Annotated in this window: 15 protein-coding genes; 7 read left to right on the top strand and 8 right to left on the bottom strand. The window is 45.7% G+C overall.

Annotated elements, in window-relative coordinates:
* Positions 1-10 precede the first annotated feature (10 nt).
* The 7 genes from oadA (at position 11) to luxS (ending at position 9,675) form a co-directional block, all read left to right on the top strand.
* Entirely contained in the window at positions 11-1,795 is a 1,785-nt protein-coding gene (gene oadA, locus LNL84_RS18675; RefSeq protein WP_244359286.1) for a sodium-extruding oxaloacetate decarboxylase subunit alpha, read from the top strand.
* 9 nt (positions 1,796-1,804) lie between these two features.
* Positions 1,805-2,935, top strand: a complete 1,131-nt coding sequence (locus LNL84_RS18670) for a sodium ion-translocating decarboxylase subunit beta (protein ID WP_244359284.1) — start codon at positions 1,805-1,807, stop codon at positions 2,933-2,935.
* A gap of 174 nt (positions 2,936-3,109) precedes the next feature.
* A complete protein-coding gene (locus LNL84_RS18665; RefSeq protein WP_244359282.1) occupies positions 3,110-4,060 on the top strand; it encodes an NADP-dependent oxidoreductase in 951 nt (316 codons plus the stop codon).
* Entirely contained in the window at positions 4,054-4,509 is a 456-nt protein-coding gene (locus tag LNL84_RS18660) for a YqaA family protein (protein ID WP_244359280.1), read from the top strand. The genes LNL84_RS18665 and LNL84_RS18660 overlap by 7 nt, the downstream gene beginning before the upstream one ends.
* A gap of 9 nt (positions 4,510-4,518) precedes the next feature.
* A complete protein-coding gene (locus LNL84_RS18655; protein ID WP_244359278.1) occupies positions 4,519-7,377 on the top strand; it encodes a M16 family metallopeptidase in 2,859 nt (952 codons plus the stop codon).
* A gap of 72 nt (positions 7,378-7,449) precedes the next feature.
* Positions 7,450-9,021, top strand: coding sequence for a glutamate--cysteine ligase (gshA, locus tag LNL84_RS18650; RefSeq protein ID WP_244359276.1), 1,572 nt, complete (start codon positions 7,450-7,452; stop codon positions 9,019-9,021).
* Between the two features lie 135 nt (positions 9,022-9,156).
* Complete coding sequence (luxS, locus tag LNL84_RS18645) at positions 9,157-9,675, top strand: S-ribosylhomocysteine lyase (RefSeq protein WP_244359274.1); 519 nt, start codon at positions 9,157-9,159, stop codon at positions 9,673-9,675.
* Positions 9,676-9,721: 46 nt separating this feature from the next.
* Here luxS and ruvX read toward each other — a convergent pair whose 3' ends face one another.
* The 8 genes from ruvX to metK form a co-directional block, all read right to left on the bottom strand.
* Positions 9,722-10,147: a Holliday junction resolvase RuvX gene (gene ruvX, locus LNL84_RS18640; protein WP_244359272.1), complete on the bottom strand. Its 426-nt coding sequence runs from the start codon at positions 10,145-10,147 to the stop codon at positions 9,722-9,724.
* A gap of 18 nt (positions 10,148-10,165) precedes the next feature.
* Positions 10,166-10,735: a YqgE/AlgH family protein gene (locus LNL84_RS18635; RefSeq protein ID WP_244359270.1), complete on the bottom strand. Its 570-nt coding sequence runs from the start codon at positions 10,733-10,735 to the stop codon at positions 10,166-10,168.
* Positions 10,736-10,772: 37 nt separating this feature from the next.
* On the bottom strand, positions 10,773-11,720 hold the full coding sequence (gshB, locus tag LNL84_RS18630) for a glutathione synthase (protein WP_244359268.1): 948 nt from the start codon (positions 11,718-11,720) through the stop codon (positions 10,773-10,775).
* Positions 11,721-11,733: 13 nt separating this feature from the next.
* Positions 11,734-12,465 (bottom strand): 16S rRNA (uracil(1498)-N(3))-methyltransferase, encoded by a 732-nt coding sequence (gene rsmE / locus LNL84_RS18625; protein ID WP_244359266.1) that lies wholly within the window; start codon positions 12,463-12,465, stop codon positions 11,734-11,736.
* A gap of 90 nt (positions 12,466-12,555) precedes the next feature.
* Positions 12,556-13,263 (bottom strand): endonuclease, encoded by a 708-nt coding sequence (locus tag LNL84_RS18620; RefSeq protein ID WP_244359264.1) that lies wholly within the window; start codon positions 13,261-13,263, stop codon positions 12,556-12,558.
* A gap of 72 nt (positions 13,264-13,335) precedes the next feature.
* Positions 13,336-13,845, bottom strand: coding sequence for a SprT family zinc-dependent metalloprotease (locus tag LNL84_RS18615; RefSeq protein WP_244359262.1), 510 nt, complete (start codon positions 13,843-13,845; stop codon positions 13,336-13,338).
* 82 nt (positions 13,846-13,927) lie between these two features.
* Complete coding sequence (locus LNL84_RS18610) at positions 13,928-14,722, bottom strand: DUF2189 domain-containing protein (RefSeq protein WP_244359260.1); 795 nt, start codon at positions 14,720-14,722, stop codon at positions 13,928-13,930.
* A gap of 365 nt (positions 14,723-15,087) precedes the next feature.
* Positions 15,088-16,242 (bottom strand): methionine adenosyltransferase, encoded by a 1,155-nt coding sequence (metK, locus tag LNL84_RS18605; RefSeq protein ID WP_244359258.1) that lies wholly within the window; start codon positions 16,240-16,242, stop codon positions 15,088-15,090.
* Positions 16,243-16,590: the final 348 nt, after the last annotated feature.

Here is a 16,590-nt window from a genome sequence, read left to right as displayed (position 1 = left end):
GTTAATGAGCATGTCTAAACCACTAGCTATCACTGACGTGGTACTTCGTGACGCCCATCAATCGCTGTTTGCGACTCGTATGCGTATCGAAGATATGTTGCCCATCGCCGCAGAATTGGACAAGGTCGGTTACTGGTCACTTGAAACTTGGGGGGGAGCGACATTTGATTCGTGTATCCGTTTCTTAGGAGAAGATCCGTGGGAGCGTTTGCGTGAGCTGAAAAAAGCGATGCCAAATACACCAATGCAGATGCTACTGCGGGGGCAAAATCTATTAGGTTATCGCCACTATGCTGATGATGTTGTTGAAAAGTTTGTAGAACGAGCTCATGCCAATGGTATGGATGTTTTCCGTATCTTTGATGCGATGAACGATGTAAGAAACTTTGAAAAAGCGGTGAAATCTGCAGTGGATGTCGGTGCTCACGCACAAGGTACTTTGTCCTACACCACAAGCCCAGTTCACAATACTGAAACGTGGGTTGATCTTGCAAAGCGCTTAGAGGATCTTGGTTGCCACTCTTTGTGTATCAAAGATATGTCAGGGCTATTGAGGCCATATGAAGCGGAGGATTTGATCTCTCGAATCAAAGCATCGTGTGATGTTCCATTGGCGCTTCATTGCCATGCGACAACTGGCCTTTCAACGGCAACAGCCGTGAAGGCGGTGGAAGCTGGTATTGATATTCTCGATACGGCTATTTCGTCCATGAGCCAAACCTATGGCCACACACCAACAGAAACTGTCGTTGCAATGTTGCAAGGTACTGAGCGTGATACCAACCTCAAACTTGAGCAAATAGAACCGATTGCAGCTTACTTCCGAGAAGTTCGCAAGAAGTATGCTAAATGGGAAGGTCAGCTAAAAGGTGTTGATTCGCGCATCCTTATTGCTCAAGTCCCAGGTGGCATGTTAACAAACATGGAAGGTCAGTTAAAAGAGCAAGGTGCTGCCGATCGTATCGATGAGGTGCTCGAAGAGATCCCTCGCGTGCGTAAAGATCTGGGTTACATTCCTTTGGTCACACCCACTTCGCAGATTGTTGGTACTCAAGCGGTTATTAATGTTCTAACAGGTGAGCGCTATAAGAGTATTACTAAAGAAACGGCTGGCGTATTAAAAGGCGAATACGGCAAAGCTCCTGCCGATATCAACCAAGAACTTCAGGAAAAAGTGCTTGAAGGCGCAGAGCCAATTACCTGTCGCCCAGCCGATTTACTGAAAGCGGAGTTGGATACATTAACCGAAGAGCTACTTTCTAAAGCCAAAGAGGAAAGCATCTCTTTAGCTGAAGATACGGTAGATGATGTACTAACGTATGCACTGTTCCCACAAGTTGGTCTTAAATTCCTTAAAAACCGTCGTAATCCTGATGCGTTTGAGCCTGCGCCAACGCTGGAAAAAGCAGTGCCAGAATCTGCGAAGCCAGCAGTAACCTCAAGCAAAGGCATTGAAACATACAGCGTTAAAGTTGATGGTCAGGTCTACGATGTTGAAGTGGGACCGCAAGGTCACCTGACGTCTGTTTCGCCATCAGCAGCATCTGTTGCGGCTCCTGTCGCGGTAGCGCCACCTGCGAGCTTAGAATCAGTGGAAGCACCATTAGCCGGTAATATTTTTAAAGTGAATGTTCAGTCGGGTGTCGAGGTTCAAGAAGGTGACGTCCTGCTCATACTTGAAGCGATGAAAATGGAAACCGAAGTACGTGCGGCACAAAGTGGTGTTGTTCAGGATGTTCACGTTAAAGAGGGCGATGCAGTCACTGTCGGCGCTCCTCTGGTTAGTTTGGCGTAAGGGAGTACCATGGAAGGATTGATGACCTTATGGTCAGAAACAGGGATCGCTAACTTTGAATTTGGCCAGATCTGTATGATTTTGGTTGGATGCACCTTACTGTTTTTGGCGATTCGTAAAGGTTTTGAACCATTACTACTATTGCCAATTGGATTTGGTGCCATTTTAGCGAACATTCCTAATGCAGGCTTTACCGAGCCAGGTGGGTTGCTGTACTACGTTTACTATATTGGTATCGAATCGGGTGTATTCCCACTGCTCATTTTTATGGGTGTCGGGGCAATGACCGACTTTGGCGCTTTAATTGCTAACCCTAAAACGCTATGGCTTGGTGCGGCAGCTCAGTTTGGTATTTTTGCTACTTTATTCGGTGCAATATTATTGAACTACGTGCCGGGCATGGAGTTTTCCATGCAAGATGCTTCGTCGATCGCAATTATTGGTGGTGCGGATGGCCCGACAGCTATTTTCCTTGCCAGTAAGTTATCGCCTGATTTGCTTGGTGCGATTGCGGTAGCGGCCTACAGCTATATGGCTTTAGTACCTATTATTCAGCCACCTATCATGAAAGCGTTGACCAATCCGCAAGAGCGCAAAATCAAAATGGCTCAATTGCGTCACGTGAGTAAAGGCGAGAAAATACTTTTCCCATTGGCTGTATTGTTGATGACCATCTTGTTCTTGCCGTCAGCGACGCCACTGGTAGGTATGTTCTGCCTGGGTAACTTGATGCGTGAAGCGGGTGTTGTTGATCGTTTATCCAAGACTGCGCAAAATGAGCTTATTAATATTGTGACGATATTCTTAGGCTTGGGTGTAGGCTCGAAGCTACAGGCGGAGCAGTTCTTAAACTTTGAGACGTTAGGTATTTTAGGATTAGGCGCCGTTGCATTTAGTATCGGTACTGGTGCCGGTGTACTTATGGCTAAGCTTCTTAATAAATACTCGAAAGAAGACATTAACCCATTGATCGGTGCTGCGGGCGTTTCAGCGGTTCCTATGGCGGCGCGTGTTGTTAATAAGGTAGGGCTTGAGGCCAACCCTCAAAACTTCTTATTAATGCATGCAATGGGGCCAAATGTTGCAGGCGTATTAGGTTCAGCGGTTGCAGCCGGTATTCTGCTGGCTTTGGTTGGCTAACCATCCATTGTAGAAGGTTGAAAGGAGAAGCTTCGGCTTCTCTTTTTTTTATGCCTGAAATCGTGACCAGAAAGGTGGTGTAACATTTTGAAAGCACGAGGACAAAACTTGCTCTAGTACTCCTTAGGTTAAGTGGCTAAGATGGATGATTGAGGGACAAAAAAGGAAGCTGTGATGAAATGCAAACAAATCGTCATTCCGGAGTTTGGCGAACCAGAAGTACTCGCACTGCAAGACGTTAAAATTCCCACACCTAATGAAGGTGAGGTATTGGTTAAGGTTGCCTTTGCCAGTGTGAACCCTATCGATGTGAAAACACGAGCTGGCTTGGGTTGGGCCGCTGCAGAAAATAAAGATAACCTACCTTGGGTGCCAGGATATGACATCTCAGGTCACGTGATCGAAAATGGTCAGAAAGCGACGCGATTTGCCATTAAAGATAAAGTCGCAGGTTTTATTGGTTTTCCGCTTCGCGGTGGCGCGTACAGCCAATATGTTTGTGTTCCTGAGTCAGAATTAACCCCAGTCCCAAATTCGGTCACCTTAGAAGCCGCTGCTGCGCTGCCATTAGCGGGTCAAACGGCTGCTCAGGCTATCAACAAAGCCGAGGTGAAAGAGGGGGACAGGGTTCTCATACTTGCTGGTGCCGGAGGTGTTGGCCATATCGCGGTTCAAATCGCACTAGCGGCGAAAGCTGAAGTCTATACCACCTGCAGTGAAGCGAACCTGGATTACTTGGCAACTTTAGGTGCTCACGCCATTAATTATCAATTCTCTCCAGCGTCTGAACGCCTTAGCGATGTCGACGTGTTGATTGATCTTGTGGGTGGCGACGTCGCACTGGATGCGCTTAAGTGTCTAAGTGATGGGGCGAGAGTCATTACTATCCCGACCATGTCGGCACCATTGGTTTGCGACAAAGCTCAGTTATTAGGATTTAGCGCTGAAGGGATGTTAGTTGACCCCTCAGCTAAACAGTTAGAAACGCTACTGTATATGGTGAGTGTCGGATTGCTTAAAGTGGAGATTCAAAAGATATTTGCTCTTGATGATGTGGTTGATGCCCATCGTCAAATCGAAACGGGACGAACCCGTGGAAAGGTGTTGTTGGATATGCAATGCTAGAGAGTTTTTCACATCTTATCGCGCATTCTTGGTTTGCAGATTCCGCCCTCGCAGTTTTGTTTGTTTCTGGTTTTCTAAGTGCCACTTTACTTCCCGGCGGCTCAGAAGCAGGATTGATAGCAACATTAAGCTTACAACAGTATTCAGTCCCACTAGTGATAGCTGTGGCGACAATAGGCAATACTCTCGGCGGGCTCACCAACTATTGGATAGGAATTTTCATTCCCAATCGAACTCAAAATGAGAAACACGGTCATAAAGCCATTGGCTGGTTACAAAAATACGGCTACTGGACTTTATTATTGAGTTGGTTGCCGGTTATTGGAGATCCTCTGTGCCTTGCTGCTGGTTGGTTACGTATGAAGTTTCTTCCGTGTGTAGTACTCATCGCAATCGGTAAGGCACTGCGCTACGCTGCTCTTTCAGCGATTTTCTATGGTCTTTTCTAAGGAGTATTTATGAGAAAGATTTGGTTCGGCTGCTTGTCGTTATTATTCATCTACGGTTGCAGCACCAATGATAAGACCGTTCAAGTAGAAAATACGCTACCTGCCGCGATACAGCTTATCGAAGAGGTAAAGCCTAATAGCGATAAGGTGATGATCCCTTACAGCAAATATCGACTCGATAATGGCTTAACGGTGGTTTTATCCCCCGACGACTCTGATCCACTGGTTCATGTTGATGTGACCTATCATGTTGGCTCGGCACGAGAAGAAGTCGGTAAATCAGGGTTCGCCCACTTTTTTGAGCATATGATGTTCCAGGGCTCGGAAAATGTGGGTGATCAGCAGCACTTTAAGATCATTACCGAAGCGGGTGGCACATTAAATGGCACGACTTCGCGCGACAGAACCAATTATTTTGAAACGGTTCCTTCGAATCAGTTAGAGAAAATGCTGTGGTTAGAAGCTGACAGAATGGGCTTTTTGCTGAGCGCTGTGTCCCAGAGAAAGTTTGAAATTCAGCGTGATACGGTCAAAAACGAGCGTGCGCAAAATTATGATAATCGCCCCTATGGTCTTGTGTGGGAGAAAATGGGTGAAGCGATGTTCCCTGAGGGACACCCATATTCGTGGCAACCCATTGGCTATGTGGAAGATCTAGATCGTGTTGATGTTAACGATCTTAAAGCCTTCTTTCTAAGGTGGTATGGGCCGAATAACGCAGTATTGACCATTGGTGGCGATATTGATCCCCAGCAGACATTGCAATGGATCAACAAATATTTCGGCTCGATCCCGAAAGGCCCCGATGTGGATAAAGCGCCAAAGCAACCTGCGACAGTCAATGAAGATCGCTATGTCACATTGGAAGACAGAATTCGTCAGCCAATGGTAGTGATAGGCTGGCCGACCAGCAGTTACCGCGGAGCCGACAATCAAGCCGCCTTAGAAGCAATGGCGGATGCGATTGGTGGTGGCACGAACGGATTGTTATACCAAAAACTCGTCAAAACTCAAAAGGCCTTAGATGCAGGTGCCTTCAACGACTGTAACGAGCTTGCCTGTAACTTTTATGTGTATGCTATGGGGGCATCGACAGACAAAGATGGTTTGAAATCGTTGTATCAAGAGCTGTTAGACACTCTGGCAGAATTTGAAAAACAAGGCATGAGCCAAGAGCGACTGGACCAAATTAACGGACTGTCTGAGTCCAGCGCGGTTTTTGCCTTGCAAAGCGTGAAAGGTAAAGTGACTCAACTGGCTTCCAATGAGACCTTTTTTGGTGAACCAGATCGAATCGAGCGTCAGTTAAAACAAATCCGCGCGGTGACACCTCAATCGGTAAGTCGTGTGTTTAATGAATTTGTTCACGATAAACCTAAGGTGACGTTAAGTATCGTACCTAAAGGAAACCAAGATATAGCAGTAAGAAAAGCCAATTTCACGACGCCAAAACGTACCTTACCTGAGTATCAGCAAATCTCTGCCGATCAACTTGATCTAAGGGTTGCCACTGATAACTTTGATCGCAGTGTTATGCCTGTGGTTGCCAAGGCGGTGACGGCAAAGATGCCTGAGTTGTATCGGGTGTACTTCGATAATGGCAGCGAGTTACTTGGAACGGAAACCTCCGAAACACCGACCATTGAAATTCACTTTCGATTGCCCGCTGGTGATCGTTACGTTGCAAGGGGCAAAGAAGGACTGGCAGGATTAACCGCAGCGATGATGGAAGAGGGATCAACTTCACGCAGCGTTGAACAGTTGCAGGCTGAACTTGATATGTTAGGCAGCCAGATTCATTTCAGTGCCGGCTCATATACTACTCGCGTTACAGTTTCATCACTCACTAAGAACCTAGCTGCAACCATGGCGCTGGTGGAAGATGTACTGATTAATCCTGCGATGGCTCCTGAGGATTTCGAACGTCTAAAAAAACAAACAATGGAAAGTTTGGTTTATCAGCATCAAAAGCCGAGCTGGATGGCGTCTCAGGCCACGCGTCAGGTGCTATTTGGTGATTCTGTTTTCGGGCGCTCTTCTGATGGAACAGAGCAGTCCGTTGCGTCGCTGACACTCGATGATGTGACATCTTTTTATCGTAAGCACTATACGCCTCAGGGAGCGCAGATCGTGGTGGTTGGTGACCAGAATCGCAAAGAGGTGATTAAGCAATTGGCGTTTTGGGATAACTGGCGAGGTGAAGCCGCGCCTTTGATCCGCCCAAATGTCAACACGTCCATTTCTGGGCAGCGTATTTTTCTCGTTGATAAGCCGGATGCCCCACAAAGTATTGTCCGCCTGGTGCGCATAGGTTTACCTTTTGATGCGACAGGCGAGCTGTATTTAAGCCAACTGGCAAACTTTAATTTGGCCGGTAACTTCAATAGTCGCATCAACCAGAACCTTCGTGAAGATAAAGGCTATACCTACGGTGCCAGTGGTTACTTTGCCAGTAACCGCGAGCTTGGCATCATAGTGTTTAATGCTCAGGTGCGCGCTGATGCCACAGTTGCGTCGATAGAAGAGATCATTAAAGAGCTAAAGAACTATAGTACGCAAGGTATGACCGAAGAGGAGCTTCACTTTATGCGGTTAGCGGTAGGTCAGCAGGATGCCCTGACCTATGAGACACCAAGTCAAAAAGCTGGGCTATTATCGAGTATTTTAACCTATAGTTTGGATGAGGATTATCTCAAGCAACGTAATTTGATAGTGGAAAATGTCGATATGTCAGAACTTAATCAATTAGCAAGTAAGTGGTTTGACCCAACTCAGTATCAAATTATCGTCGTTGGAGACGCTCGTACTCTAACACCACAGTTAGAAAAATTGGATATCGCCATTGAAAAGCTTGAAATCCAGCAATAGTGTTGCCATATAAAAGGGGGTGACCTGTTAGGTCATCCCTTCAATTGAACATAACAATAAGCGAACTGCATTTTGACAAATTTTGCTACGCGACTCGACACAGTTGCTAATAACAGTGCCATTTTTAAAGACTTTGGGCGTGGTGTAGAAAGGGAAACATTGCGCTACTCGCAAGATGGTCGTTTGGCTCTCACACCACACCCTAAGGCATTAGGATCTGCGTTTAAACATGACACTATTACAACGGATTTTGCTGAGTCGTTACTAGAGTTTATTACACCAGTCTCTAAAGATGTTGATACATTAATATCCCAACTTACTGACATTCATCACTTTACTCAAAAAAATATCGGTGATGAAAAGCTGTGGCCGCTTTCGATGCCTTGTTACGTGGGAAACGAAGACGACATTACCTTGGCTCAATACGGCAGTTCGAACGCAGGTAAAATGAAAACATTGTATCGCCAGGGCCTAAAGCATCGTTATGGCAGTTTGATGCAGGTGATTTCAGGCGTACATTTTAACTTCTCCTTCCCCGAATCCTTCTGGGATGCGCTGTTTGGTGAGCAATCAGAGCAAGAGCGAAGCGCTTCAAAGTCAGACGCTTATTTTGGTTTGATCCGTAATTACTATCGCTTTGGCTGGCTGATCCCATACTTTTTTGGTGCTTCCCCGGCAATGTGTTCTTCTTTCTTGCAAGGTAAGAAAACCAAACTGCCGTTTGAGAAAGTGGGTGGAACATTATATTTGCCTAAGGCGACCTCGTTGCGACTGAGTGATCTGGGTTATACCAACAACGCTCAAAGTGCGCTAAAAATCGGCTTTAACAGCTTAGACCAATACCTTGATGGACTAAATACCGCTATCCATACACCTTCAGAAGAATTCGCTAAAATTGGTGTCAAAGTGGATGGTGAATATCGTCAGCTCAATGATTATGTATTACAGATTGAGAACGAGTTGTATGCCCCAATTCGACCCAAACGAGTGTCGAAAAATGGAGAAAAGCCATCAGAAGCACTCGCTCGTGCTGGGGTTGAGTATATTGAAGTGCGCTCACTGGATGTGAACCCTTACAGCTCTATCGGTATTAGCGCAGAGCAAATCCGCTTCCTGGACCTGTTTTTAACCTGGTGTGCGTTAAGCGACTCTGAGCCAATGGATGATTGTGAGTTAAAATGCTGGCGGGATAACTGGAACAAAGTGATTGCTGAAGGGCGTAGTCATGAACTAACGTTGCAGATTGGTTGTCATGGTGAAGTCTTGACCAGACAAGACTGGGTTCGCCGCGTATTTCTAGACTTAAAGCTGATCGCCAAAGAAATGGATCGAGAGCATGGTGGCAACGAGTATCTATCAGTTTGCGAGATGCTTGAGCAGTGGAATGATGATCCTGAACTGACGATTTCCGGTCAATTGCTGCGTCAGACCAAAGAGATGGGCGGGTTAGGTAAAGTGGGCTGTGAGCTTGGTTTAAAATATCGCCAGCACAACTTGTCTCACCAGTATCAGGTTTATAGCGAAGAATTGATGCTAGCGAGTGTCGAGCAATCTATTGCTCAGCAGCAAGCTGCTGAAGAGGCTGATACGATGAGTTTTGATGATTTTCTATCAGACTACTTTTCGTATTTAAAAGCCGAGTAAAACCCATAACTCAACCTTGGGCACCGTTGTTCAAGGCTGATTACTCTTTAGCGATTGAAGCCTACATGTTATCGTAGCAGCCTCAATAGACAGTAAGCACATCATCGTGCAATTAAATAAATCTGGAGATACCTCATGCCTTTATTGGACAGTTTTACCGTTGATCACACAAGAATGCACGCCCCAGCGGTTCGCGTTGCGAAAACAATGCAAACACCAAAAGGGGATACTATCACCGTTTTTGACTTGCGCTTTACAGCTCCAAATAAAGATATTCTGTCGGAACAAGGCATTCATACCCTAGAGCATTTATATGCGGGTTTCATGAGGGCGCACCTTAATGGCGATGATGTTGAAATTATTGATATTTCTCCAATGGGCTGTCGCACAGGTTTCTACATGAGTCTCATTGGTACACCAAGTGAAACGCGTGTTGTAGAAGCTTGGTTGGCGGCAATGAAAGATGTGTTAAAAGTAGAGAACCAAAATAAGATCCCAGAGCTTAATGAATACCAATGTGGTACGGCTGCAATGCACTCTTTAGACGACGCAAAAGCCATTGCTCAGCAAATCCTAGATGCAGGTATCCAGGTCAACAAGAATGATGAACTCGCATTACCTGAAGCAATGCTTCAGGAGTTAAAAATCGATTGATGATTGCATGATGAAAAAAGATGGCCTAGGCCATCTTTTTTTTGTTTTATCCCCACTGGGCTTCGAACCAACTTTCGAGAATGATCACCGCGGACTGACAGTCCACATTGCCTTTTGACAATGCCTTATAGCCACCCATCTCAAACAGTTCAGATCGGGCTTCTGTGGTCGACAGCCTTTCGTCGTGAAGCTCGACAGGGAAACCAAAACGACCGTTTAATCGATTGGCGAACTTTTTTGCTCTTGGAGCAATCGATTCGAGGTCCTTTCCGTGCAAGTCTGTTGGTAGACCGACGACCAGTAAATCCGGTTGCCACTCTTTTAGCACCTTTTCGATGTCATCCCAGTTTGGGATACCGTCTCTGGCCTTAAATGCTTTTAGGGGACTCGCGGTCCCGGTAATATCTTGACCAATGGCACTACCAATACTCTTGGTGCCATAGTCAAATGCGATGATCGTTTTAGCTGTCATAATCTCTTGTTGTATTTATCAGGCATGGCCAATTTGCACGGACAGCTGGGCAGCATCGATGCCGAGCATTTGCACCGCACTTGCCCAGCGCTCCGCTACAGGGGTTTCAAAAATCACTTTTGGATCCGCTTCGATCGTCAGCCACGAGTTGTCGGCGAGCTCACTTTCAAGCTGTCCAGCTTCCCATCCCGAATACCCGAGTGCGACTAAGTAGTTTTCTGGCTGTGCATCGGTACCGAGAACGGCAAGAATGTCTTTCGAAGTCGTGACGCTAACACTGTCGGTGAGTTGAATGCTTGATTGGTATTTGTCTTTTGGTCTATGAATGATGAAACCGCGATCTTCCGAAACCGGACCTCCATTAAGAACCGGTTCTTCAAGGCTTTCACAATACTGATTGGGTAATGCTACCGGAAATTCATTTTGAACCTGCTTTAGCATGTTGCCTACGGTGACATCAATAGGGGTGTTAATGACTATCCCCATGGCGCCATCTTCATTGTGCTCACAAACATAGATTACAGTACGTTGAAAATAGGGATCTTTCATGCCAGGCATAGCGACCAAAAAATGATTTGCTAAATTCATACAGCCTCCCTTAAACCTTACTGAAAATGAAATGCGATTATTTGCCTAAGCGGCGTTCGATTGCATCCATGAGTTTACCGGTAACAGAGATATCAAATGCAGCTTCGATTTCACGAATACAAGTTGGGCTTGTAACGTTAATTTCAGTTAGCTTATCGCCAATGACATCCAGACCTACAAATATTAGGCCTTTCTCTTTTAAAGTAGGAGCGACAGCAAGCGCTATTTGCCTGTCTGTCTCACTTAATGGACGAGCTTCGCCTCGGCCGCCTGCCGCGAGGTTGCCTCGTGTTTCTCCTTTAGCAGGGATCCTTGCTAAACAGAAAGGCATAGGCTCACCATCGACAACCAAAATACGTTTGTCACCATTGCTGATATCAGGAACAAAAGTTTGCGCCATAGCGTAGTTCTGACCGTGATTAGTCAATGTCTCGATGATCACGGATACGTTAGGATCGTTCTGTTTGACCCTAAAAATAGAAGCGCCGCCCATACCATCAAGAGGTTTCAAAATGACGTCACCGTGCTGTTCTTGAAAGGCTTTTATTTTTTCAGCCTTACGTGTCACGATGGTGGTTGGCGTCAATTCTGGGAACCAGGCTGTAAAGAGCTTTTCGTTGCAGTCACGCAGGCTTTGTGGCTTATTGACGATCAAAGTACCTTGTAACTCCGCTCGCTCTAAAATGTAGGTCGCGTAAATGTACTCGGTATCAAAAGGAGGATCTTTGCGCATCAATACCGCATCTAATTCAGACAGGTTGATGGTTTGCTCTGAAGTAAATTCATACCAACCATTAGGGTCTTCTTTTAGAGTCACGACCTTTGTATCGGCAATAGGTTCACCTTGTTCTAAATGAAGATCATTCATCTCCATATAGTGGATTTCATAGCCTCTGCGTTGCGCTTCAAGCAACATGGCAAAGCTAGAGTCCTTTTTGATATTAATGGACGAAATAGGGTCCATCACGATACCGAGTTTAAGCATTCATTTTCTCCGGTTAACCTAGGTCGCCAAAACGCACTTGCAGAGCAGTAATGGCCGTTAATGCCGCTGTTTCTGTTCGTAATACGCGAGGACCAAGCAAGGTTTCTTCAAATTGATATTGTTCAGTCATCTCAATTTCTGATTGAGATAGGCCCCCTTCCGGGCCAATGAGTAAGCGAACTTTATTCACCGGTTCAGGAAGGGTGTTAATTGAGTATTGCGCTCTGGGATGAAGGTTGAGCTTTAGTGCCTCTGATGGTTCAGCGCACCACTGTTCTAAATGCATAATAGGGCGAATAACAGGGACCGTATTACGGCCACATTGCTCACAGGCGCTAATGGCGATTTTTTGCCATTGTTGAAGTTTTTTTTCAAAGCGTTTTTGGTCGAGCTTTACACCGCAGCGCTCTGAAATGAGAGGCGTAATCGTGTTGACACCGAGCTCCACAGATTTCTGAATGGTAAATTCCATTTTGTCGCCTCGGGAGATAACCTGTCCGAGGTGAAGATCAAGTGGCGATTCAGCCGACCGTTTGATTCGCTCGTTGATGGAGACTTCGACATTCTTTTTGCTTACCGAGCAAATGGTCGCAGGAAACTCAGCACCACTGCCATCAAATAGCAGCACCTCCTGACCTTCTTTCATTCGCAAAACGCGGGCCACATGACCTGCAGCGTCGTCATTGAGCGATACAATGCTATTTTCATTGATTTGCTCAGGATGATAAATTCTTGGTACGCGCATCTCGAAATTTCCAAAGATTTAATGACTGTAATTAACATGGATGCGTGCGTGCGAAAATACAAGGGCAGCACTGCAATAAACTCAGTTAACTCAAGAGTTACAAGCTCGAGCAACGAACGGGTTATGGTTTCCTTGAACTCGATGAATACGGCGGTCTCGTTCGCACTCCCATTCATCGACCGGGTACATCTTGTCCCAGCTCAGCATGAGCTGATTTTGTTGTTTTGATAACTTGAATCCATACTCTTTACTCATGTAGAGGTAGGTTCTGGCAATAGAACCGCGAGCGCGATCCGGCGGCATGACTTTGCGTTGTTTGAAATTAACTTGCATCTCACACTGACCGTAGCTGACGCCAGGGTGACCATTCCACTGACTGAAGTTATAGTTGGATCGATCACCGTTGACTTCACCAATGGTGGGGGTCAGGTTATGTAGGTCGGCCTCCATTAACTTAAATGCTTTGTCATGTCGGGTGCAATTTTTGCGGCCACCTTCTTGCCAGCACTGTCTTTGATGCCCAAACTGCCATGCGGGAACCACATGCTCCCACTCGATACGGTTGGCACGCTTTTCCTGTTTGCGAACTTGGTAGCCGCATTGCTTGAGATCCGGTGTACCTTTCTTTCCTTGCCAACGAATTGGGCAACCACAATAAAAACTGACCGGGTGATCATGATAGATCTTTATCGCCTCTTTTTTGGCTTTGCTAAAACTACTGGGTACGTTGGCGGCAGTGGATATGGAAGGGCTGATGAGCAACAAAAAAGAACAAGCAAAGAGCAGGTATTTAGGCATAAATTGTTTGGGAAAAGGATGAGTTTTCCCATTATAGATCGCATAAAAACCTATTGGCTATCAATAACATTATTAGTTATCTAAAAATGGAAGATAGCTAAGGGTATCGCCACACTTTTGACAGCGGTAACTTGCTTGCTGGCGAAGCACTTTGTTGTGGCGACGTATCGACAAAGAGTATTGGTTGCACTGGCATTGGTAGTCGAAGGTTTTTCCCTGCACAGAGGTCACGTCCATAGAGTGGGTCGCCTTGGGGGCGAGGTTGAAAGCCCCGGACATCACGCTTTTCCACTCCTTACCATGAGGTCGAACCCGGCCGTAGTGGTGGAAAGTGATTAGGTGGGCGACTTCGTGCGCAATAACTTCGCTAAAGAACAACTCGGGATTCTCTCGAAGCAAAACAGGGTTTAGACGCACTTCCCAAAGCTGCAGGTAGGCTTTGCCCGCTGCTTTTCCTCGCAGTTTGTAGTTAATAGATGGCAGAGGGTAGTTCTCTTCAAAATACACAGAAGCTTGAGATATGCACTCTTCAAGGCATGCGATAACGCGCTGGTGGAGTTCGGCGGTGATGCTTGTCGACATGTGTCTCCCCAAAATAAAACGCCCTAAGCGGTAATGCACAGGGCGTTCATTGTATGGGTAATACTCTAAATCTCAAACCTAATTAGGTTTGGCGCGAACTTTTCACTGTTTCGTGATAGCCATGCCAAGTGGCATAACCAAGGATTGGCATCGTGAACAGCATGCCTAAGCCAAACGAGGCAAAACCGACCAGGACACCGCCACAAATGATCATCGCCCAGACAATCATGGCTGGAATGTTTGACTTAACGGCATTGAAGCTTGTGAACACTGCCGTCATGACATCAACACGTCTTTCCATCATCAATGGAATTGAGAAAGCTGAAATGGCAAAGATCAGACTCGCAATCACCAAACCCACAAGTGATCCCACGATTAGGAAAGGGGCAAATTCAGACAAAGGAGCGCCTTGTACTGATGGGTATAGGGCATGGAGTAGGGCTGCAATTCGCATCCAGAAGATCATTGCTACAACAAGAATAATGGTAAATGCCCATTGTGATGTGGAATTGCGTCCTATCGCTTTCATCGAGTGCAGTAGCGATGCACTGCGTCCTTTTTCTCTTTCCCATGCTGCGTCGTATAAACCTAGGGCCAAGAAAGGGCCGATAAGCATATAAACAACTAGGCTCGGTAACACCACTAAATGTGTTCCTTGCCATTGCACTAATTGAACGATGGCTACAGCGGCGGCAGTAAAGCACAGGCCATAGAAAGCACTAATAAGTGGCATACGGATAAAATCGTGTAAACCCAAAGCCAGCCAATGTAGCGGTGCCGAAACACTCAACTGGTTACTGGGAATGGTTCTAGCGTATTCGTTGTCTCTGACTTCCTTCTTTTTATGGAAGTCCGTTGTATTAACGGTTCGAGGCATACGTCCTCCCTGATATGAACGAAAGTGACTTTCCCAATAACATTGTTAGAGTGTATTGGGCTTATGTCTGGGGATTTTTACCTACGACCTACTGCATTCTTCAGGATTTATCCCCTTATTAGGAGATGTGAGAAGCGCTTTTTGATTTTAAAAGACACTCGTCAACATCCCTTTTGTTTAACTATTGACCGTGTTAGTAAAAAAAACAATTTTTGAACGCAAAGAATAAAAGGCCAAAATGAAGGGGGGATTTGTAGCGAAATGAAAACTATTCTAACTATCAGTGTGTTAGGGATATTTGTGGATCAAAAAAGCCCTCAAATAAATTCGAGGGCTTTTTTTCATCTAACAACGAGGTGTTGAGATTACTTTAGACCAGCAAAGTCACGCAAGATGGCGGCTTTGTCTGTCGCTTCCCAAGGGAACTCTTCACGACCAAAGTGACCGTATGCAGCTGTTTTTTTGTAGATAGGCTGAAGAAGGTTCAACATTTCCTGTAATCCATATGGACGTAGGTCGAAGTTTTGACGAACTGCTTCAATGATAATGTCGTGAGACACTTTCTCAGTACCGAAAGTTTCCACCATGATTGAAGTAGGATCTGCAACACCAATCGCATAAGAAAGTTGGATTTCACAACGATCAGCCATACCAGCTGCGACAATGTTTTTCGCCACGTAACGTGCTGCGTACGCCGCACTACGGTCAACTTTTGATGGATCTTTACCAGAGAATGCTCCACCACCGTGACGAGCAGCGCCGCCGTAGGTATCAACAATGATTTTACGACCAGTAAGACCACAGTCACCCATCGGGCCACCAATTACAAAACGACCGGTTGGGTTGATAAAGAAGTTAGTCTCTTTGTTCAACCATTCAGATGGTAGTACTGGCTTGATGATTTCTTCCATCACGGCTTCACGCAGATCTGGGGTTGAAATGCTGTCACAGTGCTGAGTAGAAAGAACAACCGCATCAATACCAACAATTTTACCTTGATCGTATTGGAAGGTGACTTGAGATTTTGCATCTGGACGCAAGAAATCAAGTTTGCCGCTCTTACGAACCTCAGCTTGCTTTTGTACTAGCAAGTGAGAGTAAGTGATAGGCGCAGGCATTAAGATTGGTGTTTCGTTGGTTGCGTAACCAAACATGATACCTTGGTCACCAGCGCCTTGATCTTTTGGATCCGCTTTATCAACACCTTGGTTGATATCTGGAGACTGCTTACCAATGGTATTTAATACGGCACATGAGTTAGCATCGAAGCCCATATCCGAGTGTATGTAACCGATATCACGAACCGTTTCACGAGTGATCTCTTCAATATCAACCCATGCTGAAGTTGTTACTTCGCCACCGACCATCACCATACCAGTTTTAACGTATGTTTCGCATGCAACACGTGCTTTTGGGTCTTGCTCTAGAATTGCGTCGAGAACAGCGTCAGAAATTTGGTCAGCAATTTTGTCTGGATGTCCTTCTGATACTGATTCAGAAGTAAACAGGTGCTTAGCCATGGTAGCTCCAATAAAGGTTAATCTAGCGTTCGTGCATTACGCCCGCTTGTATAAAAAGACAATAATATTCGTAGGTGTTTCTACATCTAGACGTCTATTTTAATTATCAGCGGTCGATAAGCAAGCTCTTTTTACTTGTAAGATATAGCCAATCGTTTGCCTAATTTCTTGCAGATCTCGAGGAAAATGTAAAAAAAACGTAGCAACTCGCGCAAAATTGACCGCAAAACATTTGCAGTGAACATACGCGTTTGCGACAATACTCGCGCTGGTTATCGCTATCAGTTACTCACATTTCGAATTCGCTTAATGCAGTCAGGAGCAGACATGACGTCTCGTAAAGAATTA

The organism is Vibrio gelatinilyticus (assembly GCF_022836845.1).
GTDB classification, from domain to species: domain Bacteria; phylum Pseudomonadota; class Gammaproteobacteria; order Enterobacterales; family Vibrionaceae; genus Vibrio; species Vibrio gelatinilyticus.
Note: the sequence above shows the minus strand (reverse complement) of the source record. Positions and strands in the feature narration are given on the sequence as shown.